The sequence below is a fragment of the Ruegeria sp. CDSA089 genome (assembly GCF_059612205.1).
On sequence record NZ_JBXWQD010000007.1, the window covers coordinates 46,614 to 70,578 of the forward strand.

Annotated in this window: 24 protein-coding genes, 1 other RNA gene and 1 riboswitch; of the genes, 15 read left to right on the forward strand and 10 right to left on the reverse strand. The window is 60.8% G+C overall.

Annotation, left to right across the window (positions count from 1 at the left end):
• Positions 1-12: 12 nt before the first annotated feature.
• Genes AC2FJ6_RS16420 through nudC form a run of 3 tightly spaced genes read right to left on the reverse strand, consistent with a single transcriptional unit; the run spans position 13 to position 1,715 of the window.
• Positions 13-219: a GNAT family N-acetyltransferase gene (locus AC2FJ6_RS16420; RefSeq protein WP_237218063.1), complete on the reverse strand. Its 207-nt coding sequence runs from the start codon at positions 217-219 to the stop codon at positions 13-15.
• Positions 220-226: 7 nt separating this feature from the next.
• Positions 227-694 (reverse strand): SRPBCC family protein, encoded by a 468-nt coding sequence (locus tag AC2FJ6_RS16425; protein ID WP_480877107.1) that lies wholly within the window; start codon positions 692-694, stop codon positions 227-229.
• Positions 695-734: 40 nt separating this feature from the next.
• Positions 735-1,715: an NAD(+) diphosphatase gene (gene nudC, locus AC2FJ6_RS16430; RefSeq protein WP_480877110.1), complete on the reverse strand. Its 981-nt coding sequence runs from the start codon at positions 1,713-1,715 to the stop codon at positions 735-737.
• Positions 1,716-1,895: 180 nt separating this feature from the next.
• Here nudC and AC2FJ6_RS16435 point away from each other — a divergent pair, with 180 nt between their 5' ends.
• Positions 1,896-3,737, forward strand: a complete 1,842-nt coding sequence (locus tag AC2FJ6_RS16435; RefSeq protein WP_496669530.1) for a bifunctional 2',3'-cyclic-nucleotide 2'-phosphodiesterase/3'-nucleotidase — start codon at positions 1,896-1,898, stop codon at positions 3,735-3,737.
• A gap of 39 nt (positions 3,738-3,776) precedes the next feature.
• An RNA gene (ffs, locus tag AC2FJ6_RS16440) (signal recognition particle sRNA small type) lies at positions 3,777-3,875 on the forward strand.
• On the opposite strand, the gene AC2FJ6_RS16445 is transcribed toward ffs, so the two are convergent.
• A complete protein-coding gene (locus AC2FJ6_RS16445) occupies positions 3,870-4,748 on the reverse strand; it encodes an alpha/beta hydrolase family protein (RefSeq protein ID WP_496669532.1) in 879 nt (292 codons plus the stop codon). The two genes, ffs and AC2FJ6_RS16445, sit on opposite strands and share 6 nt — an antisense overlap.
• A gap of 136 nt (positions 4,749-4,884) precedes the next feature.
• Positions 4,885-5,105, forward strand: a riboswitch (cobalamin riboswitch).
• An 84-nt stretch (positions 5,106-5,189) separates the two neighbouring features.
• Between AC2FJ6_RS16445 and AC2FJ6_RS16450 the strand changes: the two genes are divergently transcribed.
• Positions 5,190-5,597: a hypothetical protein gene (locus AC2FJ6_RS16450; protein WP_170774699.1), complete on the forward strand. Its 408-nt coding sequence runs from the start codon at positions 5,190-5,192 to the stop codon at positions 5,595-5,597.
• 2 nt (positions 5,598-5,599) lie between these two features.
• Here AC2FJ6_RS16450 and AC2FJ6_RS16455 read toward each other — a convergent pair whose 3' ends face one another.
• Positions 5,600-6,097 (reverse strand): protein-tyrosine phosphatase family protein, encoded by a 498-nt coding sequence (locus AC2FJ6_RS16455; protein WP_496669534.1) that lies wholly within the window; start codon positions 6,095-6,097, stop codon positions 5,600-5,602.
• Between the two features lie 138 nt (positions 6,098-6,235).
• Between AC2FJ6_RS16455 and AC2FJ6_RS16460 the strand changes: the two genes are divergently transcribed.
• The 3 genes from AC2FJ6_RS16460 (at position 6,236) to recR (ending at position 9,205) form a co-directional block, all read left to right on the forward strand.
• The gene (locus tag AC2FJ6_RS16460) at positions 6,236-7,987 is read left to right on the forward strand and encodes a DNA polymerase III subunit gamma/tau (protein ID WP_170774703.1); all 1,752 of its coding nucleotides are present in this window, start codon (positions 6,236-6,238) and stop codon (positions 7,985-7,987) included.
• Between the two features lie 215 nt (positions 7,988-8,202).
• Positions 8,203-8,547: a YbaB/EbfC family nucleoid-associated protein gene (locus AC2FJ6_RS16465; protein ID WP_170355334.1), complete on the forward strand. Its 345-nt coding sequence runs from the start codon at positions 8,203-8,205 to the stop codon at positions 8,545-8,547.
• 64 nt (positions 8,548-8,611) lie between these two features.
• The gene (gene recR / locus AC2FJ6_RS16470; protein WP_170774705.1) at positions 8,612-9,205 is read left to right on the forward strand and encodes a recombination mediator RecR; all 594 of its coding nucleotides are present in this window, start codon (positions 8,612-8,614) and stop codon (positions 9,203-9,205) included.
• 70 nt (positions 9,206-9,275) lie between these two features.
• On the opposite strand, the gene AC2FJ6_RS16475 is transcribed toward recR, so the two are convergent.
• A complete protein-coding gene (locus AC2FJ6_RS16475; protein ID WP_170774707.1) occupies positions 9,276-9,773 on the reverse strand; it encodes a lactoylglutathione lyase family protein in 498 nt (165 codons plus the stop codon).
• Positions 9,774-9,970: 197 nt separating this feature from the next.
• On the opposite strand from AC2FJ6_RS16475, the gene AC2FJ6_RS16480 reads away from it, so the two are divergent.
• A complete protein-coding gene (locus tag AC2FJ6_RS16480; RefSeq protein ID WP_170774709.1) occupies positions 9,971-10,459 on the forward strand; it encodes a hypothetical protein in 489 nt (162 codons plus the stop codon).
• Here the strand turns inward: AC2FJ6_RS16480 and AC2FJ6_RS16485 are convergent.
• Positions 10,456-11,097 (reverse strand): ribonuclease T2 family protein, encoded by a 642-nt coding sequence (locus AC2FJ6_RS16485; RefSeq protein WP_170774711.1) that lies wholly within the window; start codon positions 11,095-11,097, stop codon positions 10,456-10,458. The two genes, AC2FJ6_RS16480 and AC2FJ6_RS16485, sit on opposite strands and share 4 nt — an antisense overlap.
• A 131-nt stretch (positions 11,098-11,228) precedes the next feature.
• Here AC2FJ6_RS16485 and AC2FJ6_RS16490 point away from each other — a divergent pair, with 131 nt between their 5' ends.
• Both AC2FJ6_RS16490 and AC2FJ6_RS16495 read left to right on the forward strand, forming a co-directional pair.
• Positions 11,229-11,990 (forward strand): DUF1013 domain-containing protein, encoded by a 762-nt coding sequence (locus tag AC2FJ6_RS16490; RefSeq protein ID WP_170774713.1) that lies wholly within the window; start codon positions 11,229-11,231, stop codon positions 11,988-11,990.
• A 53-nt stretch (positions 11,991-12,043) separates the two neighbouring features.
• Positions 12,044-12,436 (forward strand): hypothetical protein, encoded by a 393-nt coding sequence (locus tag AC2FJ6_RS16495; protein ID WP_170783039.1) that lies wholly within the window; start codon positions 12,044-12,046, stop codon positions 12,434-12,436.
• Positions 12,437-12,474: 38 nt separating this feature from the next.
• Here AC2FJ6_RS16495 and AC2FJ6_RS16500 read toward each other — a convergent pair whose 3' ends face one another.
• A complete protein-coding gene (locus tag AC2FJ6_RS16500) occupies positions 12,475-13,506 on the reverse strand; it encodes a permease (RefSeq protein WP_480505329.1) in 1,032 nt (343 codons plus the stop codon).
• Positions 13,499-13,807 (reverse strand): ArsR/SmtB family transcription factor, encoded by a 309-nt coding sequence (locus AC2FJ6_RS16505; RefSeq protein ID WP_480505327.1) that lies wholly within the window; start codon positions 13,805-13,807, stop codon positions 13,499-13,501. The genes AC2FJ6_RS16500 and AC2FJ6_RS16505 overlap by 8 nt, the downstream gene beginning before the upstream one ends.
• A gap of 118 nt (positions 13,808-13,925) precedes the next feature.
• Between AC2FJ6_RS16505 and pdxR the strand changes: the two genes are divergently transcribed.
• The 6 genes from pdxR (at position 13,926) to AC2FJ6_RS16535 (ending at position 22,932) form a co-directional block, all read left to right on the forward strand.
• Positions 13,926-15,386: a MocR-like pyridoxine biosynthesis transcription factor PdxR gene (gene pdxR, locus AC2FJ6_RS16510; RefSeq protein WP_480877134.1), complete on the forward strand. Its 1,461-nt coding sequence runs from the start codon at positions 13,926-13,928 to the stop codon at positions 15,384-15,386.
• A 126-nt stretch (positions 15,387-15,512) separates the two neighbouring features.
• Positions 15,513-17,291 carry a sulfoacetaldehyde acetyltransferase gene (gene xsc, locus AC2FJ6_RS16515; protein WP_496669537.1) on the forward strand — a complete coding sequence of 593 codons (1,779 nt, stop codon included), beginning with the start codon at positions 15,513-15,515 and terminating at the stop codon, positions 17,289-17,291.
• 5 nt (positions 17,292-17,296) lie between these two features.
• Positions 17,297-18,310, forward strand: coding sequence for a phosphate acetyltransferase (gene pta, locus AC2FJ6_RS16520; protein WP_496669539.1), 1,014 nt, complete (start codon positions 17,297-17,299; stop codon positions 18,308-18,310).
• Between the two features lie 56 nt (positions 18,311-18,366).
• Positions 18,367-21,213 carry a molybdopterin oxidoreductase family protein gene (locus tag AC2FJ6_RS16525; RefSeq protein ID WP_170774728.1) on the forward strand — a complete coding sequence of 949 codons (2,847 nt, stop codon included), beginning with the start codon at positions 18,367-18,369 and terminating at the stop codon, positions 21,211-21,213.
• A gap of 97 nt (positions 21,214-21,310) precedes the next feature.
• Entirely contained in the window at positions 21,311-22,060 is a 750-nt protein-coding gene (locus tag AC2FJ6_RS16530; protein WP_170774730.1) for a 4Fe-4S dicluster domain-containing protein, read from the forward strand.
• Positions 22,060-22,932 (forward strand): dimethyl sulfoxide reductase anchor subunit family protein, encoded by an 873-nt coding sequence (locus AC2FJ6_RS16535; protein ID WP_170774732.1) that lies wholly within the window; start codon positions 22,060-22,062, stop codon positions 22,930-22,932. Before AC2FJ6_RS16530 ends, AC2FJ6_RS16535 begins: the two co-directional genes overlap by 1 nt.
• Before the next feature lie 98 nt (positions 22,933-23,030).
• On the opposite strand, the gene dapA is transcribed toward AC2FJ6_RS16535, so the two are convergent.
• Positions 23,031-23,903 (reverse strand): 4-hydroxy-tetrahydrodipicolinate synthase, encoded by an 873-nt coding sequence (gene dapA / locus AC2FJ6_RS16540; RefSeq protein ID WP_170774734.1) that lies wholly within the window; start codon positions 23,901-23,903, stop codon positions 23,031-23,033.
• Between the last annotated feature and the right edge of the window lie 62 nt (positions 23,904-23,965).

Sequence of the window (23,965 nt, forward strand, 5' to 3'; positions counted from 1 at the left end):
GCCCTCTACCGCTTACTTCAGCGATTGAAACCCCAGCACCTCGTCCCCGTCCAACGCCAGAAGGCACTGAATCTGACCGGGATGTGAGACATAGTGCGTTTCGGCGAACCCGGCATCTGCCGGTTTGCTGCGCTTGTCTGCCAAAACAAGGGCTTGCAACACTCCAGCAATACCCGGCGCGTCGTATGAGGTTGCCTGTCTCAGGATCAGATCGCTCATATCGGTTTTACGACCCGTGCAGGTGTCGTTCCTCCATCTCGCGGGCGAATTCGGTCAGTCGGGATTGGAACCGGGCCCGGAACCGCGATTTGCCCAGCCGCAGCGATTGCAGAAACAGCCGCGCGGGCAGGGATTTGGCCGTCAGCGTTACATCCACGCTTAACCGGGTTCGGCGTTGGGACAGAGCCAGAAGATCAACCTCTGTGACACCGCCGACCCCTTTGCCGATTGCCTCGAACCGCATTTGCGCGGGCGGGTCGCTGTGTGCCATTGTTATCTCAACATGGCGTGGCTTGCCCCGCAGGGTGAAATCGGCCTGCCATTTGGTGCCCGGCACCACCCCCGTGTGGCCGGACAGCCGCCGCACCTCGATCCCGCGGCGCATGGCCATACGTTCGAACCGTTCGAAATCGGCGACCATTTCGAAAACGGCGTTGATCGGTGCCTGAATATCTTCCTGTACTGCGAACTGCATTCCGACCTTTGGTTCGTTGATCTATTGCGTCTCTATTTCGTCAGTCCAGCGTATCTGCAAGCCAGTTCTGCAACAGGAAATGTGCAATGGCTCCTTTACGGGCAGGTTTCAGAACCGGGTGCTCACCGGCAAAGGCCTGCATCATCTCGGACTTGCTGACCCACATGGCATCTTCAATTTCAACGGGATCAATCGAGATGTCACGCGACAGCGCCTGGCCCGCGCAACCAAACATCAAAGAGGCCGGGAAGGGCCAGGGCTGGCTGGACAGATAGGTGACAGGGCCGACGGGCACGCCCGCCTCTTCGAACACTTCGCGGCGCACAGCAGCTTCGAGCGTTTCGCCGGGTTCGACAAAACCCGCCAGCAGCGAATACATCCCCTCGGGCCAACCCGGAGACCGCCCCATAAGTACCGAGTCCCCATGGGTGATCAGCATGATCACCACCGGGTCCGTGCGCGGAAAATGCTGGCCGCTGCACGTGGGGCAGCTTCGTTGCCATCCGGCCTGCGTCATCGCGCTGGCCGCGCCGCAGCGGGCGCAGAATTTATGGGTTTCGTGCCAGCCGATCACCGCCTTGGCGGTCGCCGCAAGCTCGGCATCACGCGGGGACAGCCATGTCATGATCCGGCGCAGTTCGGCAAATACGAACCCGTCTGGCAGGTCAGGATGCTGCTGTTCCGAACCATCCACGAAACCACCTACTTCGGACAAATCCTGCCCGTCAGGCTCCCAATTCGAGATATCGGCAGCAAAGACCGGGACACCATCCGACAGGCCCAGAAAAATCAGCCCATCCGCAACTCCGCCCGGTCCGTTTTCGACCAGCGCATGAGACACCGGGATCAGACCCAACCGATCCGAAGCCTCACCCTCTACAAGGGGTTTGCCGCGCCATATCAGCAGGCATTTGGCATTCGGGTCCGCCACCAGGCCAGCCAGCGCGTCGGCATCGCCCCGAATATGCGCCGCACGGTCCAGCCCTGATCCGCCGAACGTCACAAACTCTGCATTCTTCATTGCATGCCCCCCAGATTGTGCGCATAGGGCTGCCACGATGGTTCTGGGGTTGCAATGGGTATTCATGGAACTCCGAAAAAACACCCGCTGCCGCTGAAAGACCGCAGGTCCGCCTTGAAAATTGCACGCAACACTCTTTTTGTTGAAAATGATTAATATAAAACTGCCTAAAGTAGAGTAGTGCCGACTTTTCCTTCCTCTCAAACCGTCCAACTGCGGATTCTGGCCACGTCCGATCTGCATATGAATCTGACGGCATATGACTATTACACTGACAGGCACGAACCGACGATTGGCCTGACCCGGACCGCCGACCTGATCCGCAAGGCCCGAAGCGAGGTACAGGACGGGTTGGTTCTGCTGGTGGACAATGGCGACTCGGTCCAGGGCACACCGCTGGGCGACTGGGCCGTGGCTCAACACCCCGAGCGCCATGTTCTGATGCAGGCCTTCGACCTTCTGGGCTATGATGCCATTGGGCTGGGCAATCACGATTTCGGCTTTGGTCTGGACGTGCTGGACCGGATCATGCGGCACGCCCCCTGCCCTGTTCTGTGCAGCAATGCGCACAAATCCACCAGCCCGCAGGTCTGGCAGGAGCACACGATTGTCAGGCGTCAGGTCGATATCCAAGGGCACGCGCACGAGCTTGCAATCGGCATATTATCGGTCCTGCCACCCCAGACCGCAAAATGGGAGGCGCACAAGCTGGCAGGTGCGGTCCAGATCGGCGACATCCTTGACTGCGCGCGCCGCAAAGTCGCTGAACTGCACGAACTGGGCTGCGATATCGTTGTGGCGCTGGCGCATACGGGGTTCGGTCCGGCGCAAGACACGCCCGGCATGGAAAACGCGTTGGTACCATTGGCCGCCATCGACGGGATCGACGCCATTGCGGGCGGGCATTCCCATATGGTTTTTCCCAGCCCTGAACAAGAATACAGCGGCTATATCGACGTTGATCGCGGGCTGGTGCACAGCACCCCCGTCGTGATGCCCGGTGCGGCGGGGTCATATCTGGGCGTCATCGACCTGACCCTCGGCACATCACTGGACGACCAATGGCAGGTACTTCATGGACACGCGCAGGTGCGTTCGGTTTCGACAGAAGCGTCAGATGAAGACGCCGCACTGACGCAGCTACTTGCCACCGGTCACGCCGAGACGCGGCGGCGGGTGGCCGAACCTGTGGGACAGGTACAGCAGCACATGCACAGCTATTTCAGCTTTTGCGGCTATGACCGGGGCTTGGCTTTCGTGGCCGCCGCTCAAACCGCCGGGTTGCGGCCTTTTTTGAAGGATACGGACTATCGGGACTGCCCAATCCTGTCTGCCGTGTCCCCGTCGAAATTCGGCGGGCGTGCCGGGCCTCGGTTCTTTACCGACGTCCCGGCCGGGGAAATCTGCCTGCGCCATGTGACGGACTTGAACGTCTTTCCCGATGAGATGATGGCCGTCGCCGTCACCGGTTCGCAAATCGAAGACTGGCTGGAAATGTCCGCAGGCGTCTTTAACAGGATGATCCCCGGCCAACGATGCGATCTGCTGGCCTCGGACCGCGCAGGGCATAATTTTGACGTCCTGCATGGGCTGACATACCGGATCGACCTTAGCCAGCCCGCTCGGTTTGGCGCAGATGGGGCACTTTTGCACCCATCGGCCCGCCGCGTCCGCGAGATTCGTTTCGAAGGCCAACCCTTGGATGCAGAGCAGACCTTTGTGGTGGCGTTGAATAATTACCGCGCAAATGGCGGTGGGCACTTCCCCTTTGCCGGGCGGGCGACGCGCGTTCCGCTGCCGATTCTGCCCCTACAAGATCTGGTCAAAAACTACGTGACTGCCGGGCCTCATTCCGGCACTATGTTCGAGCGTCCGTTCCGTCTGTCCCCCGTGGCCGGGGCGTTGGCGGTTATGCGTACAGGCCACAAGGCCTGGCAGCATCTGGACGACATCACCGAATTTGCACCCAACATCGCTGGAGAGGACGAGGCCGGTTTTCTGCTGATCCATTTGACGCTCTGACGGGTTGTCATTTGTCCCGCACTTGCCTATATCGCGTGCTGAGAGGTTGGCGCGGGCGAGCGCCTCGCCAACCTGGTCAGGTCCGGAAGGAAGCAGCCACAACGAGCCCCGCTTGGGTCGATGTCCAACCTCTCACTTATCTACCACATGATCCTGGGCAATAAGATGCGGCCAGACCGCTGCGTTGCGGCGCGCGAACACGCCGATATGCCCGATCTCTTTCACCCCGAAATCGGACGGTGACAACGGCCGACGCCGCGCATTCGGGCCATAAAGCTCGGCCAGACGCCACACCGCTTTGGGCGGCACCACCTGATCGTCGTCGAATGCGATCAGATCGACCGGCACATCCTGCCCGGCCCAGTGCGCCTCGGGCAGGGTCTTGCCCAAATCGGGCAGGTAGTTTGTCGGTGCCGTGCACCATTTACGCCACTGCCAGTAGACCCGCGCGGGCAAGTCAGCCCCAAAGCCCAAAGCCCTGCCCGGCAAATACCCCGCCGCTTTGACAACCAGCGGCGCATGGCCATACCAGAACAACCCCGCCAGTGCCTTGTACGGCCACGGGTGATCAGACAGAGTGACCAGCCCAGAGCAAACACAGATCATGCGGTCAATCTGCGCGATATCCGGTTGAACCGGGCCCAACATTCCGCCAACGGAATGGCCGATGCTCCATTGTTCCGCGTCCGGGAAACGTTTGCGCATTTCTGCGCGGGCAGCGGGCATGTCGATCAGCGCCCAGTCCGCCATAGTTACCTGCGAGTCCTGCAATCGGCCGGTCAGGGAATGGCCGAAATCCCGATAATCATAGGTCAGACAAGCCATGCCCTGCTCGGCCGCCAGCCAATGGGCAAAATGCTGATAATAGTCGCGGGGCACGCCGGTCGCTGCATGGATCACCACAACTGTTTTGGGAGGCAAGGCAGGTAGATAGAGCCGCCCCGACAGCATCGCTGAACCAGACGGAAACTGGACATCTTCGGTCAAAACAGGATGCGTGTTGTCCAACATCGCCCGCGCCTCACACTCTAAACTGTTTAGTTCACCTGTGCAGTCGGCCCTGTTCCGGCATCAGAGTCAAGCCGTAGGGAGATTGACCCCGCGTCGCGCCGGGTTTCAATGGCGCTTGACTCGAAGCCCGCTCAACCGTTAGCGGTGGCGTGATGGTCCTCGTCCCCGGTCACGGGGCGGGATGAAAAGGGAACACGGTGCGATCCTGCCCGGCATTGCCGGAACGGATCAAGGCCGAGACTGCCCCCGCAACTGTAAGCGGTGAGCAATGCCGAGATACCACTGGCCAACAGGCTGGGAAGGTCGGCAAAGCCACGACCCGCAAGTCAGGAGACCTGCCATCGAACGAAAACCGAAACTCGGGCGGGGTGTCCGGGACAGGTCGTCAGCACGCTGTCACACCTGATCCATGCCCCTCGTCCAGCGCGCGGAGGGCGCATCATGATCTGGAAGACCAAGACCCACGAATTCACCGCGACGGTATGCCAAAAAACCGGCGCCCCCTGCCCGGCACTGGCCCGAATGGCACGCGCCCTGACGGATGCAATGGCCACGGCCCGTCCGGCAACAACCGATGCGTTCGAGATCGAAGGCAGCAGCGACTTGACCCATTGCGCCGAAGGGTGCTCGGCCCGGTTTCGCGCCCAACCCGATCAGATCCGGGTGTTCTGCGGTGTGGCCGCCGACACTCCGGCCGAGCGGCTGGATCGCTATGCGGATATGTTGTTCGGAGCAGATTTCACCGCCCACGCAGCCAGCCTTTTGCCGACACCGCCCTGCGCGATGATGGAAGTGGTTACCACGGCGCCCCAGCCAGCCGCGCCGACCGAACACCAGCTTTCAGCCTGAATTCAGCTGCCCGTCCGGGCCGCCGAAGTGGCCCAGACCATCTGCGCCTCGGTCTCGACGGCGCAGGGACGTACTGTCCGTAGCATCTGCAAAGCGGTATCTGCGGGCAGTCCGCTATCCGTCATCAACCGCAAAGCAACCATACCCGATCGCCCGCAGCCGCCCCGACAATGGACCAAAACGCCTCCGCCGCCGGACAGCAGCGCACGGGCCCGCTGGCTGACATTGGACCAAATGGCCTGTATCCGCGCATCCGGCGCACCAAAATCCTGGACCGGCAGGTGAGCCCATTCGACCCCGTGCCGCTCCAGATCGCCACCGAACGCCGCCGCTCCCAGGTTTTTCATCTCAGAGCTTGTGGTCATTGAAATCACCAGATCCGGTCGCCAGTCCTGCACCGCCTTCAGATCGGCCGCATAGGCACCTCCCGCGCCGGGCAGCGGAGATATCCCCAGACGACCCGGCCCCAGTCGCAGGGAATAGATGGCGAAATTATTCATGGCACGTTCCGATCAATCTGCACCGATGATGTATCGCCTGCGTCCTTGCTTGCAAATCGAATTTCCTGCGCTGCTGCTGTGGACGTAGGCGGCAGGGGTCACTACGCTGCATCGGACTCCGAATCCGACAGAGCAGATATGACCGACACGCCCAGCCCCGCCTATCAGGTTCTTGCCCGCAAATACCGCCCGGAAACCTTCGCCGATCTAGTCGGTCAGGACGCCATGGTACGCACGCTGAAAAACGCGTTCGAGGCGGATCGAATTGCGCAAGCCTTTATCATGACCGGCATTCGCGGCACCGGCAAAACCACCACGGCCCGTATCATCGCCAAGGGTATGAACTGCATCGGCCCCGATGGCGAGGGCAAGCCGACCACCGAACCCTGCGGCCAGTGCGAACATTGTGTGGCCATTATGGAGGGCCGCCATGTGGACGTGATGGAGATGGACGCCGCCAGCCGCACCGGCGTCAATGATATTCGCGAGATCATCGACAGCGTCCGCTACCGCGCGGCCTCGGCCCGCTACAAGATCTACATCATCGACGAGGTCCACATGCTGTCGACCAGCGCCTTCAACGCGCTGCTCAAGACGCTTGAGGAACCACCCGAGCATGTGAAATTCATCTTTGCTACCACCGAGATTCGCAAAGTACCCGTGACGGTTCTGTCGCGTTGCCAGCGGTTCGACCTGCGCCGGATCGAACCCGAAGACATGATCGGCTTGCTGCGCCGCATTGCCGAGGCCGAAGGTGCGCAAATCGCCGAGGACGCGATGGCGTTGATCACCCGCGCGGCTGAAGGCTCGGCGCGGGATGCGACCTCTCTGCTGGATCAGGCGATTTCACACGGTGCCGGGGAAACCAGCGCCGATCAGGTGCGTGCGATGCTGGGTTTAGCCGACCGTGGCCGAGTGCTGGACCTGATGGACATGATCCTGCGCGGCGACGCCGCCGGGGCGCTTACTGAGCTTGGCGCGCAATATGCCGAAGGCGCCGACCCGCTGGCCGTGCTACGCGATCTGGCCGAGATCACCCATTGGGTCTCGGTCGTGAAAATCACGCCGGATGCCGCCGAAGACCCGACCGTGTCCCCCGACGAACGCGCGCGCGGTCAGCAAATGGCAGAGGCCCTGCCGATGCGCGTCCTGACCCGTATGTGGCAGATGTTATTGAAGGCTCTGGAAGAGGTCTCAGCCGCCCCCAACGCCATGATGGCCGCCGAGATGGCCGTGATCCGCCTGACCCATGTTGCCGACCTGCCCAGCCCGGAAGAGTTGATCAAACGTTTGCAAGACACCCCGCCTCCGTCACCCAATGACGGACCCGGCGGCGGAATGAGCGCCCCACCGCACGCCGTGCAGGCCCCCGTGGCCTCTGCCTATGCGCCACACGTACGCGGCGGAGCAGGTGCACCGACGGCGGCACTGGCGCAGGATGTGCAGACGGCTCTGGCCCGCTACCCGACCTTCGAACATGTGGTCGAACTGATCCGCACCAACCGGGATGTGAAACTGCTGGTCGAGGTCGAAAACGGTGTCCGGCTGGTTTCGTACCAACCCGGACGGATCGAATTCACACCGACGGACTCGGCCCCAACCGACCTGGCCGCTCGCATGGGTACCGCACTGCAACGCTGGACCGGCAATCGGTGGGCGGTGACGATTGTCGCCAACGGTAAGGCAGCAACCATCGCCGAAATCCGCGACGCCGCCGATCTGGCGTTGAAAGCCGAGGCGGAACAGCACCCGCTGGTGCAGGCGGTGCTGGCTCAATTCCCCAAAGCCAAGATCAAACGCATCGAAACCCCCGAAGAACGCGCCGCCAAGGTCGAAACCGAAGCCCTGCCCGAGGTCGAAGACGAATGGGACCCGTTCGAGGAGGACTAACCCTCCCGCGCCCGCCATGGGCCATCGGCTGACGCCGATACCCCTGAGCGACCTTGGGCCCGGCAGAGCGCGGGCGTTGCCCGCGCTCTGCCGGGCCCAACGGGAGGAGAGGTCTTGCAAAAGACCGCGACGACGGGCGGGAGGGCACTGCCCCCTTGTGCCGCGCGGGCGCTATCCGTATCTAGGCGACAAACCGATTAGCAGGAGAAAACGTAATGCTCAAAGGACTCGGCGGTCTGGGCGATATGGCCAAGATGATGAAATCCGCGCAGGATCTGCAGACCAAGATGACCGACATGCAGGAAGAACTCAACAATCTGATGGTTGTCGGCGAATCTGGTGCAGGTCTGGTCAAAGCCACTGCCACCGCCAAGGGCGAACTCAAAGGTCTGGACATCGACCCCTCGATCTTCAACGGCGACGATAAGGAAGTCGTAGAAGACCTGATCCTCGCCGCCATCAAGGACGCACAGACCAAAGCCGCCGAACGCGCGCAGGCAGAGATGGCCAAGCTGACCGAAAGCATGGGTCTGCCCGCAGACATCAAGCTGCCGTTCTGATACACACTCCTGACGACCCAAAGGCCGGGCCCGCAAACTCGGCCCTTTTGCAGGAGCACACGCGTTGAGTTCGAACAGCGACATCGACAATCTGATCGACCTGATGGCCAAACTGCCGGGGCTTGGGCCCCGCTCGGCCCGTCGCGCGGTGCTGCACCTGATCCGCAAACGTGCGCTGCTGCTGACACCCCTGTCGGACGCCATGCAGCAGGTCGCCATCACCGCCCGCGAATGCTTGAACTGCGGCAACGTGGGCACCATGGACATCTGTGACATCTGCGACGCCGAGGCCCGCGCCACCGGAGAGCTGTGCGTAGTCGAAGACGTAGCCGACCTCTGGGCGATGGAACGCGCAGGCGTGTTCAAAGGCCGCTATCACGTGCTGGGCGGGACACTCTCGGCACTGGACGGCGTCGGCCCGGACGAACTGCGCATCCCGCGCCTCAAGGACCGGGTCACGGCCGAAGGAATCACCGAAGTCATCCTCGCCCTGAACGTCACCGTAGACGGCCAGACCACAGCCCACTACATAGTCGATCAGTTGGAGGGGCAGGTCCGCCTGACCTCACTGGCCCAAGGCGTGCCGATTGGGGGCGAGCTGGACTATCTGGATGACGGGACAATTACGGCAGCACTGAGGGCACGAAAAGAGCTCTGAACTTAGCAAAACGGCAGCATCCGGAACGCTTTGGCCCCTTCCGGCCACACACAAGCTTCGGTCTCATATGTCAGGTGTAAGCCCCCGACGAGTAGGTCAATTCGTAGGAATGGCTATAAATCTCGAAGACAATGCCAAAGGGGTCTTCGACATAGACCATACGGTAGGGCTTCTCACCGGGGTAATAATATCGAATTGGCATCCGCTGCTTGCCACCCGCTGCAACGATTTTTTCCACCAAGCCTTCGACATCCGGGTCTTGGACGCAAAAATGGAACGTACCATTCCGGCGAAAGTCGATATTGTTTTCCGGTACATAATTCCCGTCAAACTCGAAAAGCTCGAACCCAATGCGATCAGCAGTCGCGAGATGTGCAATACGTAGTTTTTTCCATTCCGGACCAAACACATCGGTACACATGACACCGATATCCGTATCGTCCTCTACTACATCGGTCGGCGGCATGATCACGTAGAAACCAAGGACTTCGGAGTAGAACTGTACAGCCTCGTCAACGTTTGGAACGGACAATCCGATGTGAGAGAAAGCTCTTGGATGTTGCGGCATAGCTCGCTCCTTGTTTTGTGAGACGAAAACTATTGTGCGACAGCCAAGTTTCAAGCGTTCCCTTGGCAAGGCAAAGCCGGGTTCCGCCATGCACATAGGTGTTCCTTCGCGGCGACATCAGTCAAGAATGGCCTTTGCCTGTCGCACGCGGCGTGTACTATGGCTTTGACCTTGTCCATTTGATTTTGGGAACTGTAATGAAACGCCTTTTTGCTGCCGCACTTGCCGCCTTTACAGCCACTACTGCGTTTTCGCAGCAGCTAATCGACAAAGGCTTTGTCGACGGCTGGAACATCATGATGGACCCCGCGCTCGGCAACGGGTGCTTGATCCAGACGGTGTATCAGGACCTCTCGGTCGTGCGTATCGGCTATGATGCGTTGGACAATCGCGGGTATTTTGCCGTCTACAACAAGGCTTGGGGTGATATCAAACAGGGCGAAAGCTATCCGATCCGTTTTGAACTGGACGGCCAGAGCTTTGATGCCACTGCCATCGGGTTCAACCAGCGCGATGTGCCCGGTGCCACCGTCTTTTTCACCGACCGCAGCTTTGTCGAGGCAATCGCAAAGAACAGGACGATGACCGTCTACAACCCAGCAGGCGAAGTTGTGATGGCGATTGACCTTAAAGGCACGGCCAAAGCGCTGGACTATGCGCGCGATTGCCAGAACCGCAAGCTCTAGCGAATCGGGTCGAACAACGCATCCTTGGCCGCGCAGTCGCGGATCACGTCCAGGCCACAGGGCACAGGCGACAGATCGCGGGACAGGCACAGGCGGACCTCTTCGATATAGCCCTGTTTGCAGGTGACGGTGATCATGTCGCGCTCCAGCGCGGGGTTGGCCTTGAGAAACGCCTCTTCCACCACCGAGGCGGGCAGCTTGACCGAAGCGTCCAATTGACGGAACACCTGTGGACGGGCGACGCCCTCATAAGCCCGCCGCGACAAGGCGTAGTAGTCCGCTGCAGACAGCCCCGAACAGGTGCCGTGCTTTTTCCACTGGTGCCACGCCAGCCCAGAGGTGCCTTGAATGTCCGCCATCTCTCGCGTCATCGCGCGCGACGGTGGCGCCTTGGCCGTCGGGCAATAAGACGGCCAGCCATTGTGGTATTGCGGCCAGAGCCCGTGCAGGATCCACCCGTGATCATGCCGCGCATCGCACTGGTCCGACCCGCGCGCATCGCCTTCACGCGCGCACCAGTTGGGCGACCAGCTGAGCGACAGGACGTAGTAGTCGAACTCGCCCGCCTTCTCGCCGTCGGCCAGTGCGATCAGACCGCTGAACACCCACAATACCAGCGCTAAAATCCCGTGGCGCATTCGCCTCTTCCCTTCTTGTCTTTGCGCGACTATATAGGCCCGAAGTTCCCCGACAACGGAAACCTGCCCCAAGATCACGGGGCCGCCGAATTCCGGCGACGGGACAGATGTATGCATTAGGAGGCAGGCTGATGGCAAAACCGCTTATGGCCAAAGCAACCGCCGTTTGGCTGGTGGACAACACCACGATCAGTTTCAAGCAGATCGCGGATTTCGTAGGAATGCACGAGCTTGAAGTGCAGGGCATCGCAGACGGCGACGTGGCTGCTGGCGTCAAGGGTTTCGACCCCATCGCCAACAACCAGCTGACCCAGGACGAGATTGACTCGGCGCAGAACAACCCGCTGCACAAGCTGAAGCTCAAGTTCAACGCCGCTGCGGCAGGTGAGGAAAAGCGCCGTGGCCCGCGCTATACCCCGCTGTCCAAACGTCAGGACCGTCCGAACTCGATCCTGTGGCTGGTTAAGTTCCACCCCGAGCTGAGCGATGGACAGATCGCCAAGCTGGTCGGCACCACCAAGCCCACCATCCAGTCGATCCGCGAGCGTACCCATTGGAACATCGCCAACATGCAGCCGATCGACCCGGTTGCGCTGGGCCTGTGCAAACAGTCCGAGCTGGACGCGATCGTCCAAAAAGCCGCCGCGAAGAAGGCCGCCGAAGGTGGCGTCATGAGCGATGATGAGCGCCGCAAGCTGGTTTCGACCGAACAGTCGCTGGAAATGGACGCCGCACCGAAAATCCCGACCGCCATCGAGGGGCTGGAAACCTTCTCGCTGTCCGATGACCCAGTCGAGGAAAAAGACGATGAGCCGATCATCGACGCCGACAGCTTCTTCAACCTGCCCAAAGGCGGCGGCAACGAGGAAGAAGACGAAGATCCGCGCTTCTGATACTTAATCAGCCCCGGTCCGAAACGGCCGGGGCTTTTTTGCACGAGATACCTATGCTGAATGCTTTGTCCTCTGTCTTCGGCCCGCACCGTGCGGTGTCGATCTATGCATTTCTGAAAACATGGGGCCTGCTGATGGTGGCGATCGTCGGCACAGTCTCGGTCGCAGCAGCGCTGCTGATACTCAACGATGACGGCGCGCATGAACACGACTCGTACCTGACGGTTGCGGTTCTGACGGCGACCCCGATGAATGGAGACTTGAAACACGGCGTCATCGCGTCGGTTCAACTGCCCGACGGGTCCACCATCTCGATCGACGAATCCAAGGAACACGTAGCTCGCACCGTCGGCGATACCGCCTGCGTCGAAAAACGCGTCTACGTCAAAAGCCAAGAGCCCCGGTACCGGTTCAAAATGCCGAGCCTCTGCGAGGCCAATCAATAAGCAAAACCGCCCGGAGGCATCTCCGGGCGGTTTTTCCTTTAGATCATCTGAAAGATAACCCCTGCGATGATCGCCCCGGTGATCCCCAGCCCAAGGTAGGTCGCAAAAACCCGTGGCTTGACCAGCGACCACACTGCCGCCATCGCTGGGATCGAGCTGACCGCGCCTGCGATCATGAACGACATGGCAGCGCCTGCGCTCATGCCCTGCTCGGTCAGCCCCGCCAGCAACGGCGGTGCGACGTAAGAGTTCAGATAGGCAGGCATTCCGACCAGCGCCGCGATGACGATCGGCACAATGCCTTCGCCCCCAACCACACGCGCGATCAGGTCGGCGGGCACATAGCTAACTAGAAGCGCCTCGAGTACATAGGCCAAAGCCAGCCACTTCAGCAGGAACATCCCGTTCTGGACAAATTCAGCTCGGAACCGCGTGCGGCGTTCCGGTTCCTGCCAGAATTTCCAGACCGGCTTGTCGTCCTGTTTCGGACCACAGCCGCAGCACCCGGCGGGTTTGTAAACGCGCAGAGGCTCCGCGAACGCTCCGCCACGCATCAGCGCGCGCACCACGAAGCCTCCGAACAGGCCCAAAGCAACGGCGGCGACGGCCTTGCCTATGGCAAACGGCCAACCCAGCGCGCCCGCCGTGATCAGCAGGGTCGGCGGGTCGATCAGCGGTGAGCTCAACCAAAACGCCATCACCGCCGACAAAGGCGCGCCCAGCGCCAGCAGACCGGCGATGAAGGGGATCACCTCGCATGAACAGAACGGGGCAAGGCCACCGAACAAAGCGGCGAGGAAAATCATCCGCGTCTCGCGCCCCTCAAAGGCACGCGCGACCATGACCTCGGCCCCGGTGGCTTTGAGGTAAGACAGTAACAACACGGCAAAGAGGATATACTGCCCGGTATGCGCCAACGCCTTGCCTGCAAACGTTACCACTTCGGTCCAATTGGCCGGGTCCAGAACGGCGACCCCAATCAGAAGGACCAAGATCACCGCCCAAGGTGTCTTGATCAGGTCCAGCGCAACTTTCGCCGGAACCTTCGGGTTTTGTGTTAGCTCAGCCATCGTTTGCGGCCTTTCCCACTTCGTCGGCGCAGCACTCGGACAGGATAAACTGCGCCAGTTTCCTCAACTCGTCATAGTTCGCGCGGTTGATCGTGGTTCGGCCGATCTTCTCCTGCTGCACCACCCCTCCGGCGGCCAGAAACCGCAGGTGATGTGCCAGCGTTGACGGTGCAATCCCGGTTCGGTCCTGGATCTCTCCAACCGTCAGACCGGCCTCACCGGCGCGGACCAGCGTTTTTAGAACCTTCAGCCGGGCCTCGGACCCCATGGCAGAAAATCCCGCAGCGGCGGCTTCCCACATTTCGCAACCCCATTAAACTAGATTTCTAGTTTTTTAGGTTATTCGCATCGCTTCGTCAACAGTCAAAAATGCGTAAGTCCAGATTGCTCCCCCCATAAGTCCACCCTATAAGATACGCATGGGTATTTCGGTCGACACTTTCTTTCTGGAACTCAACGGTCAGGGCACTCTGCAAGCGCAGATCCAGCAGATGATTGCCGAAGGTATCCTGTCGGGCCGTTTTCATGTGGGTGAGAAACTGCCCTCATCCCGCAAACTGGCTGCCCATCTGGGCGTCAGCCGGATCACGGTGACGTTGGCCTATACGGAACTTCTGGCCAATGACTATCTGACAGCCAAGGGGCGGTCGGGGTATTATGTGTCGGAAAACGCGCCGGTTCCCCCGAAATACACGCCCACCCCGCGCGGCGACGAGACTGTGGATTGGAGCACCGCCCTGGCGCGCAAATTTTCGGACGGGGACACTCTGACAAAGCCCAGCGACTGGCGCGATTACCGCTATCCGTTCATCTACGGTCAGGCCGACCGGTCGCTGTTCGATCATGCCAATTGGCGCCTGTGTGCGGTGCGGGCGCTGGGGCACAAGGATTTCGATTCCCTGACCGGGGATTATGTGGATCAGGACGACCCTCTTCTGGTCGAATTCATCGCCCGCCATACCCTACCCCGCCGCGGGATCGCCGCAAGACCCGAGGAGATTCTGATCACGCTGGGCGCGCAGAACGCATTGTGGTTGGCCTCGCGTATCTTATTGAACCGCAACCGAACGGCGGTGATCGAGGACCCTTGCTATTATGCTCTGCGCGATCTGCTGAACCATTCCGACTGCAAAGTGGCGCCGGTCGCCGTGGACCGTGACGGGCTGCCACCGGATGCGCTGCCCGAGCAGACCGATGTGATCTTTACCACCCCCAGCCACCAAAGCCCCACCACCGCGACCATGCCGATCGAACGCCGCACTGCGTTGCTGGAGCGCGCCCGCGCTTTGGATGCGATGGTGGTCGAAGATGACTATGAATTCGAGATGGCCTTTTTGGGTGCACCCTCTCCGGCGCTGAAATCCATGGATCAGGACGGGCGGGTGATCTATGTAGGCAGCTTCTCGAAGTCGCTGTTTCCCGGACTGCGCCTTGGCTACATGGTCGGGTCCGCGCCGTTCATCCGCGAAGCCCGCGCCCTTCGGTCGCTGGTTCTGCGCCACCCGCCGGGGCATGTCCAGCGCACGGCGGCTTATTTCCTGTCGCTTGGCCATTACGATGCACAGATCAGGCGCATGTCCAAAGCGCTGGCGTATCGACGCGCAGCGATGGACAAGGCGGTTGAACTCCATGGTCTGACCGTCGCCGGTCGGGGGATCATGGGTGGCTCATCTCTGTGGATGTCAGCCCCCGAGCATATAGACACGACCGATCTGGCCCGAGCCTTACAAGACCAGAGCGTGCATATCGAGCCCGGCGCGCCCTTCTTTTCTGGCGCAAACCGGCCGCGGAATTTCTATCGTCTGGGTTATTCTTCGATCCCACAGGACCGAATTGATCCAGGCGTGAAACGGATCGCCGAGAAGATCCGCAAAGCTTGACTTCGATCTGGACCTAACCCGCCCTGACTTCTGGCCCTAACGCGACCCTGTCCCTTGCGCCAAAACCATATCTAAAGGCGGGGCTGCCAGCCCGGCCAAACTCATATATGCGCGGAGATCAACCAGATGAAAATGACCACCGAAGAGGCCTTTGTTAAGGTTCTGCAAATGCACGGGATCGAACATGCGTTCGGGATCATCGGCTCGGCCATGATGCCGATCTCAGACCTGTTCCCCAAAGCGGGGATCATGTTCTGGGACTGCGCACACGAAGGCAGCGCCGGTATGATGGCCGACGGCTATACCCGCGCCACCGGCAAGATGTCGATGATGATCGCGCAGAACGGCCCCGGCATCACCAACTTTGTCACCGCTGTCAAAACCGCCTATTGGAACCACACCCCGCTGCTGCTGGTCACGCCGCAGGCCGCGAACAAGACCATCGGTCAGGGTGGTTTCCAGGAAGTCGAGCAGATGAAACTGTTCGAAGACATGGTCGCCTATCAGGAAGAGGTCCGCGATCCGACCCGCGTGTGCGAGGTTCTGAACCGCGTGATCATGCAGGCCAAACGCGCCAGCGCCCCTGCGCAGTTGAACATCCCGCGCGATATGTGGACTCAGGTTATCGACGTCGACCTACCCGCGATTGTGGAATTCGAGCGTCCCTCGGGCGGCGAAAGCGCCGTGGCGCAGGCGGCCGAGCTGCTGTCGAACGCCAAGAATCCAGTGATCCTGAACGGTGCGGGCGTGGTTCTGTCCGAAGGCGGGATTGAGGCATCCAAGGCACTGGCCGAGCGTCTGGATGCGCCGGTATGTGTCGGCTACCAGCACAATGACGCCTTCCCCGGCTCGCACCCGCTGTTCGCTGGCCCGCTGGGCTATAACGGTTCAAAGGCGGGTATGGAGCTGATTAGCGAGGCCGATGTGGTTCTGTGCCTCGGCACCCGTCTGAACCCGTTCTCGACACTGCCGGGCTACGGCATGGAATACTGGCCGGCGGATGCCAAGATCATTCAGGTCGACATCAACCCGGATAGGATCGGCCTGACCAAAAAGGTCTCGGTTGGCATCATCGGCGATGCGGCCAAGGTGGCCAATGGCATTCTGGCAAATCTCAGCGACACAGCTGGCGACGCCGGTCGCGATGAGCGCAAGGCGAAAATCGCTCAGAAGAAATCCGCGTGGGCGCAGCAGCTGTCCAGCATGGACCACGAGGATGACGATCCGGGCACCACATGGAACCAGCGCGCCCGCGCGGCCAAGCCCGACTGGATGAGCCCCCGCATGGCGTGGCGCGCGATCCAGTCCGCCCTGCCGAAAGAGGCGATCATCTCGTCCGATATCGGCAATAACTGCGCCATCGGCAACGCTTATCCGTCCTTCGAAGATGGCCGCAAATATCTGGCCCCTGGTCTTTTCGGTCCCTGCGGCTATGGCCTGCCGTCGATCATGGGTGCCAAGATCGGCTGTCCGGACGTGCCGGTTGTGGGCTTTGCGGGTGACGGTGCCTTTGGCATCGCAGTAAACGAACTGACCGCCATTGGGCGCGAAGAATGGCCCGCGATTACGCAGATTGTCTTCCGCAACTATCAGTGGGGGGCCGAAAAACGGAACTCGACGCTGTGGTTCGACGACAACTTTGTGGGCACCGAGCTGGACACCAAGGTCTCCTACGCCGGTATCGCGCAGGCGTGCGGCCTGAAAGGCGTGGTGGCACGTACCATGGACGAGCTGACAGCAGCCCTGAACCAGGCCATCGAGGACCAGAAGAACGGCACCACCACCCTGATCGAAGCCATGATCAACCAAGAACTGGGTGAGCCCTTCCGCCGCGACGCGATGAAGAAACCAGTGGCCGTTGCAGGCGTCACCGCCGATGACATGACCCCGCAGGCCGGGGCGTAATCCGCGTGAAGCCTCTGCGCGCCATTCTCGGGACGGCAAGCGCGTCGGACAAGATCATCGCCCTGTCCGAGGGCGACGATCCCCGCGTTGTCGAAGGGGCCGTCAAGGCCGTGAAAGAGAATGTTGCACGCATCATACTGATCGGAGACGGGGCCGAGGTGTCGGCCCTTCTCAACTCACACGAGGGATATGACCCGGATTGGATCGACATCCACGACCCGGCCACCTCTGACCTGACACCCGGCCTTGCGCAGGCCCTGCATGAGCGGCGCAAGCACAAGGGCTTGACGCTGGATGAGGCGCGCCAGCAGATTACTAACCGCCTGACCTATGCTGCCATGCTGGTGCAACAGGACATCGCCGACGGCACGGTCGGCGGCGCGGTCGAGACCACGTCGGACACTGTGCGCGCCGCGTTGCAGATCATTGGGACCGCGCCCGAGACGGCGATGGTGTCCAGCTTCTTCCTGATGCTGTTTTGTCAGGACCATCACGACGTCAAAGGCGCCCGCATCTTCGCCGATTGCGGTTTGGTCGTGGACCCCAACGCGCAAGAGATGGCGGAAATCGCCCGTGCCTCGGCCGATTCCTACACGACCCTGACCGGCGATACGGCGCGCGTAGCGATGCTGTCCTTCTCCACCTCGGGCAGCGCAGACCACCCCAAAGTTTCCAAAGTCGTCGAGGCCACACAGATCGCCCGCGCCAAGGACCCAACCCTGCTGATCGACGGAGAGCTGCAATTCGACGCTGCCTTCGTTCCCGAAGTCGCCGCCACCAAGGCCACGGACTCACCGCTCAAGGGTGAGGCAAATGTCTTTGTCTTCCCTAGCCTGAATGCTGGGAACCTCGGCTATAAAATCGCCCAGCGCATCGGTGGGGTCGAGGCCATCGGCCCAGTACTGCAAGGGCTGGCGAAACCCGCGAACGACCTGTCGCGCGGTTGTTCGTCCGAAGACATCCTGCACATGATCGCCGTCACCGCCGTTCAGGCGCAACACAATGATGCCGGGACGTAAGTCGTCTTAAGGTATGAAAACGAAAAAATTATTCCGATTTTTCGCAAAACGTGGGAATGATCGGGTCGCAAGCTGAAAAGGGGGCGCATTTGAACCAGCCAGTGATCGACACCTCGCCCAAGGTTTCCGACGAGGTCCGCAAGACCACCTGCTACATGTGCGCCTGTCGCTGCGGCATCAATGTCCACATGAAGGACGGCAAGGTTGCCTATATCGAAGGCAACCGCGACCACCCTGTGAACAAGGGCGTTCTGTGCGCAAAAGGCAGCGCCGGGATCATGCAGGTCAACGCGCCCTCACGCCTGCGCAAACCGCTGCGCCGAGTTGGCCCACGCGGCTCGGGTGAGTTCCGCGAGATCGAGTGGGACGAGGCAATCAGCACCGCTGTCGGCTGGCTGAACGAGCTGCATGAGACCGCCCCGCAGAAACTGGCCTTTTTCACCGGCCGCGACCAGAGCCAAAGCTTCACCAGCTTCTGGGCGCAGAATTTCGGCACTCCCAACTATGCAGCCCATGGCGGGTTCTGCTCGGTCAATATGGCGGCGGGTGGCATCTACACCATGGGCGGCGCGTTCTGGGAATTCGGCCAGCCCGATTGGGAGCATACCAAGCTGTTCATGCTGTTCGGCGTGGCCGAGGACCACGACAGCAACCCGATCAAGATGGGGATCGGCAAGATCAAGGCACGCGGCGCACGGGTGATCGGTGTGAACCCGATCCGCTCGGGCTATAACGCGGTAGCCGACGATTGGGTCGGGATCACACCCGGCACCGACGGTCTGTTCATCCTGTCGCTGATAAATGTGTTGATGAAAGCGGGCAAGATCGACCTCGATTATCTCAGCCGTTACACTAACGCGCCTGTTCTGGTGAACGCCGCCGAAGGCCCCGAGAAGGGGCTGTTCCTACGCGACGACGACGGCAAGCCACTGGTCATCGACCGCGTGACTGGCGAACCAACTGCCTTTGACAAACCCGGTGTCCGTCCGGACCTTTCAGCCACCTATGACAAAGACGGCGTTACGCACCGCCCGGTCTTTCACCTGATGGCCGAGAAATACCTGTCCGACGACCACGCCCCCGAAAAAGTCGCCGACCGCTGCGGCATCCCGGCCAAACGCATCCGCGCGATTGCGGCCGAAATCGCGCGCGTCGCCTTTGACGAGGCGATCGAGCTGGACCACGAATGGACCGACTTCCGGGGCGAAAAACATTCGAAAATGACAGGCCGCCCGGTCAGCTTCCACGCCATGCGCGGCATCTCAGCCCATGCCAACGGTTTTCAGACCTGCCGCGCCCTGCACGTGCTGCAAATCCTGCTGGGCACGGTCGAGGTCCCCGGCGGTTTCCGCTTCAAACCACCCTACCCCAAACCGGTCGAGGCGCACCCCACCCCGCACGGAGACCGCCGCCCCGGTCGCCCTCTGGAAGGCCCGCACCTTGGCTTCCCACGCGGCCCCGAAGACCTGCTGCTGGACGAACACGGCAACGCGCAGCGCATCGACAAGGCGTTCACCTGGGAAAACCCGATGTCGGCCCATGGGCTGATGCATATGGTGATCTCGAACGCCGCCGCTGGTGATCCCTACAAGATCGACACGCTGTTCATGTATATGGCGAACATGTCGTGGAACTCCTCCATGAACACCAAGGGCGTGATGGAGATGCTTTCGGCCAAAACCGAAGACGGCAAATATGTCATCCCCAAGATCATCTACTCGGATGCCTATTCCTCGGAAATGGTGGCCTATGCCGACCTGATCTTGCCCGACACCACCTATCTCGAACGGCACGACTGTATCTCGCTGCTGGACCGCCCGATCTGCGAGGCCGATGCCGCCGCCGACGCGATCCGCTGGCCAGTGGTCGAGCCCGACCGCGACGTGCGCGGGTTCCAGTCGGTTCTGATCGAACTGGCCAACCGCATGAGCCTGCCGGGCTTCACAAACGAAGACGGCACGCCCAAATGGAAGGACTACGCCGACTATATCGTCAACCACGAACGCAAACCGGGCATCGGACCGCTTGCGGGGTTCCGGGGCGAGGATGGCGACAAAGAAGGGCGCGGCGCGGTCAATCCAGACCAGCTGAACCGCTATATAGACAATGGCGGCTTCTTCGTCGCCCATATCCCCGAAGGTGCGGATTACTACAAACCGTGGAACACGGCCTATCAGGACTGGGCGGTCAGCATGGGCCTCTATGACAGCCCGCAACCCTATCTGTTTCAGCTCTACTCCGAGCCGATGCGCAAGTTCCAACTGGCCGCCGAAGGGCACGGAGACAAACAACCCCCCGAGCACCTGCGTCAGCGCCTCAAAGACACGATGGACCCGCTGCCCATCTGGTACGAGACCGACCAGCAGGGCAACGAAGGCTTCACCATCAACGCCCTGACCCAACGCCCGATGGCGATGTACCATTCCTGGGGCACCCAGAACGCGTGGCTACGGCAACTCCATGGACGCAACCCGCTCTACGTACCGACCAAACTGATGCGTGAACACGGGCTACAAGACGGCGACTGGGCCAAAGTCACCTCGCCCCACGGCGAAATCACCGTTCCGGTGATGGAGATGGCCGCGCTCAACGACAACACCGTCTGGACGTGGAACGCAATCGGCAAACGGAAAGGCGCATGGGCCCTGCAAGAGGACGCGCCCGAAACCACCAAGGGCTTCCTACTGAACCACCTGATCCATGAACTCCTCCCCCCAAAAGGCGACGGAATGCGCTGGGCCAACTCGGACCCGATCACCGGGCAGGCCGCGTGGTTCGACCTCAAGGTGAAGATCGAAAAGGCCGATCCGCCATCCGACGCCGAAAGCCAGCCAGAATTCGCCCCGATTCAGTCCCCAGTCGGCACCGGCCCCAAGGACTTGGCATGGAAGGTTGGCAAATGAGCAGGATCCAATCTTCATCTGGCCAAAAATATCCCGGGGAGCGCGAGGGGCTGGCCCCTCGCACCGACCCTCACCACCTGCGCGGAGGTCAAAGCACATGACCCAGCTCCCCTCATCGACCGACCGCAAAATGGGCCTCGTCATCGACCTTGACACCTGCGTCGGTTGCCACGCCTGTGTGATCTCTTGCAAAGGCTGGAACACCGAAAACTACGGCGCGCCACTGTCGGATCAGGACGCCTATGGGGCCGACCCCTCGGGCACCTTCCTCAACCGCGTGCATTCCTACGAGGTGCGACCCGCTGAAGGTCCCGCACAACTCATCCACTTCCCCAGGTCTTGCCTGCATTGTGAGGATGCCCCCTGCGTCACCGTCTGCCCCACCGGGGCCAGCTATAAACGGGTCGAGGACGGGATCGTTCTGGTCAATGAAAGCGACTGCATTGGGTGCGGGCTTTGTGCGTGGTCCTGCCCCTATGGCGCGCGCGAATTGGATCAGGCGGAGGGCGTGATGAAGAAATGCACCCTCTGCGTGGATCGCATCTATAATGAGAACCTGCCCGAGGTGGATCGCGTGCCGTCCTGCGTGCGCACCTGCCCCGCCGGCGCTCGTCATTTCGGAGACCTCGGCGACCCGGAAAGCGATGTCAGCAAGCTGGTCGCCGAACGCGAGGGCATGGATCTGATGCCCGAAATGGGCACCAAACCCGTCAACAAATACCTGCCGCCGCGGCCCAAGGACCAGATTGAGGACCAGATCGACATCCTCGCCCCGCTTCTGGCCCCAGTCGCTGAAGAACCCAAAGGCTTCCTTGGTTGGCTCGATAAAACACTGGAGAAGCTCTGATGCATCCAGCCCCTTCCGTCATCATCTTCACCACACTTTCAGGCCTGGGATTTGGGTTGCTGTTCTTTCTGGGCCTCGGGATGCCCGACGTTTCGGGCTGGGTGGCCTTTGTGTTTTTTGTCATCGCCTACGGCCTGTCGGTCGGAGGGCTGATGGCCTCGACCTTCCACCTTGGCCACCCGGAACGGGCTTTGAAGGCATTCACCCAATGGCGTTCCAGCTGGCTCAGCCGTGAGGGTTGGTGTGCTGTGATCGCTTTGCTCGTGATGGGGCTTTATGCCATTGGTCTTATTTTCTTTGGCCAGCGTTGGGGGTTTTTCGGCCTTATCGGCGCCGGATTCGCCTTGGCGACCGTTTTCACAACCTCGATGATCTATACCCAACTCGAAACGATCCCCCGCTGGAACATGAAACTGACACCAGCCATGTTTCTCAGCTTCAGCCTTGCAGGTGGGTCGCTCTTGGCGGGTCAGACGAGCCTCGCCGTTCCGCTTTTGCTGGCGGCGGCGTTTGTTCAGGCATTTTATTGGTGGCTAGGGGACAAAGCCTTTGCCACCTCTGGCACAGACCTTGGCACTGCCACCGGACTGGGTGCGCGTGGCGCGGTACGGGCCTTTGAACCGCCGCATACGGGAACCAACTACCTTTTGCGCGAATTCGTCTTTGTAGTAGGTCGCAAACACGCCGAGAAACTGCGCATCATCGCGTTTGTTCTGGCCTTCATGGTCCCGGTGTTACTGCTGGTTTTGCCGTTCAGCCATTTCTTTGCCGCCTTGGCGGTGTTGTCTCATTTGGCAGGAGTTGCGGTGTCGCGCTGGTTGTTCTTTGCGCAGGCCGAGCATGTTGTTGGCCTGTACTACGGCAAGCGATAGGGCACGAGGGGGCCAGCCCCCCTCTTGAGCCTGCGGCTCAATTCACCCCCGGAATATTTATGGCCAGATGAAGATCGGACCCGGGTTGAGGCCCGGCGTTACAGCAGGCCCGCGTGTTTCATCGCCGCCTCGATCGCGGCCTTGGTGCTTTCTTCCAATTCCGTGAGCGGCGAGCGGACCTCGGTGCTGCACAAGCCCAGTTTGGACAGTGCGTATTTGGCACCGACAAGGCCGGGTTCGATGAAGATCGCCTCGTGTAGGGGCATCAGACGGTCCTGATAGTCCAGGGCCTTGGCATAGTCGCCAGCGAGCGTGGCCTGCTGGAACTCGGCGCAGAGTTTGGGGGCTACGTTTGCAGTAACCGAGATGCAGCCGACGCCGCCATGGGCGTTGAAACCCAGCGCTGTGGCGTCCTCGCCCGACAACTGGCAGAAATCCGGACCGCAGGTGGCGCGTTGCTGGCTGACCCGTGCCAGATCGCCTGTCGCATCTTTGACGCCGATAATACGCGGCAACTTTGCCAGCTCGCCCATGGTATCGGGTGACATGTCGATGACCGAACGACCCGGAATATTGTAGATGATGATCGGGATATCTGCGCATTCATGCAACGCGCGGAAATGTGCGATCAGCCCGTTTTGCGTGGGCTTGTTGTAGTATGGGGTCACGACAAGAGCCGCATCTGCTCCAACCGTTTGAGCAAATTGCACAAAGCGGATGGCCTCGACCGTGTTGTTCGAGCCCGCCCCCGCGATAACTGGCACGCGACCGGCGGCAGCTTTGACGACCTCGGCCACAACGGTTTCGTGTTCATCGTGGCTGAGTGTGGGGCTTTCGCCCGTCGTGCCCACAGGGACCAATCCGGTCGAGCCTTCCTGAATGTGCCACTCGACCAAACGTTTGAGCGTATCCAAGTCCAACGCGCCGTTAGTGAACGGAGTGACGAGGGCTGGCATTGAGCCTTTGAACATGACACGCTCCTTGGTGTGCGGTTAGCAATTTTTTGCCTCGCGCGGCATCACAATCTTGGCGA

Coding starts and splice junctions, on each gene's coding strand:
- AC2FJ6_RS16420 (WP_237218063.1), bottom strand. CDS start 219: ATGAGCGATCTGATCCTGAGACAGGCAACCTCATACGACGCGCCGGGT.
- AC2FJ6_RS16425 (WP_480877107.1), bottom strand. CDS start 694: ATGCAGTTCGCAGTACAGGAAGATATTCAGGCACCGATCAACGCCGTT.
- nudC (WP_480877110.1), bottom strand. CDS start 1,715: ATGAAGAATGCAGAGTTTGTGACGTTCGGCGGATCAGGGCTGGACCGT.
- AC2FJ6_RS16445 (WP_496669532.1), bottom strand. CDS start 4,748: ATGTTGGACAACACGCATCCTGTTTTGACCGAAGATGTCCAGTTTCCG.
- AC2FJ6_RS16450 (WP_170774699.1), top strand. CDS start 5,190: ATGATCTGGAAGACCAAGACCCACGAATTCACCGCGACGGTATGCCAA.
- AC2FJ6_RS16455 (WP_496669534.1), bottom strand. CDS start 6,097: ATGAATAATTTCGCCATCTATTCCCTGCGACTGGGGCCGGGTCGTCTG.
- AC2FJ6_RS16460 (WP_170774703.1), top strand. CDS start 6,236: ATGACCGACACGCCCAGCCCCGCCTATCAGGTTCTTGCCCGCAAATAC.
- AC2FJ6_RS16465 (WP_170355334.1), top strand. CDS start 8,203: ATGCTCAAAGGACTCGGCGGTCTGGGCGATATGGCCAAGATGATGAAA.
- AC2FJ6_RS16475 (WP_170774707.1), bottom strand. CDS start 9,773: ATGCCGCAACATCCAAGAGCTTTCTCTCACATCGGATTGTCCGTTCCA.
- AC2FJ6_RS16480 (WP_170774709.1), top strand. CDS start 9,971: ATGAAACGCCTTTTTGCTGCCGCACTTGCCGCCTTTACAGCCACTACT.
- AC2FJ6_RS16485 (WP_170774711.1), bottom strand. CDS start 11,097: ATGCGCCACGGGATTTTAGCGCTGGTATTGTGGGTGTTCAGCGGTCTG.
- AC2FJ6_RS16490 (WP_170774713.1), top strand. CDS start 11,229: ATGGCAAAACCGCTTATGGCCAAAGCAACCGCCGTTTGGCTGGTGGAC.
- AC2FJ6_RS16495 (WP_170783039.1), top strand. CDS start 12,044: ATGCTGAATGCTTTGTCCTCTGTCTTCGGCCCGCACCGTGCGGTGTCG.
- AC2FJ6_RS16500 (WP_480505329.1), bottom strand. CDS start 13,506: ATGGCTGAGCTAACACAAAACCCGAAGGTTCCGGCGAAAGTTGCGCTG.
- AC2FJ6_RS16505 (WP_480505327.1), bottom strand. CDS start 13,807: ATGTGGGAAGCCGCCGCTGCGGGATTTTCTGCCATGGGGTCCGAGGCC.
- pdxR (WP_480877134.1), top strand. CDS start 13,926: ATGGGTATTTCGGTCGACACTTTCTTTCTGGAACTCAACGGTCAGGGC.
- xsc (WP_496669537.1), top strand. CDS start 15,513: ATGAAAATGACCACCGAAGAGGCCTTTGTTAAGGTTCTGCAAATGCAC.
- AC2FJ6_RS16525 (WP_170774728.1), top strand. CDS start 18,367: ATGATCGGGTCGCAAGCTGAAAAGGGGGCGCATTTGAACCAGCCAGTG.
- AC2FJ6_RS16530 (WP_170774730.1), top strand. CDS start 21,311: ATGACCCAGCTCCCCTCATCGACCGACCGCAAAATGGGCCTCGTCATC.
- AC2FJ6_RS16535 (WP_170774732.1), top strand. CDS start 22,060: ATGCATCCAGCCCCTTCCGTCATCATCTTCACCACACTTTCAGGCCTG.
- dapA (WP_170774734.1), bottom strand. CDS start 23,903: ATGTTCAAAGGCTCAATGCCAGCCCTCGTCACTCCGTTCACTAACGGC.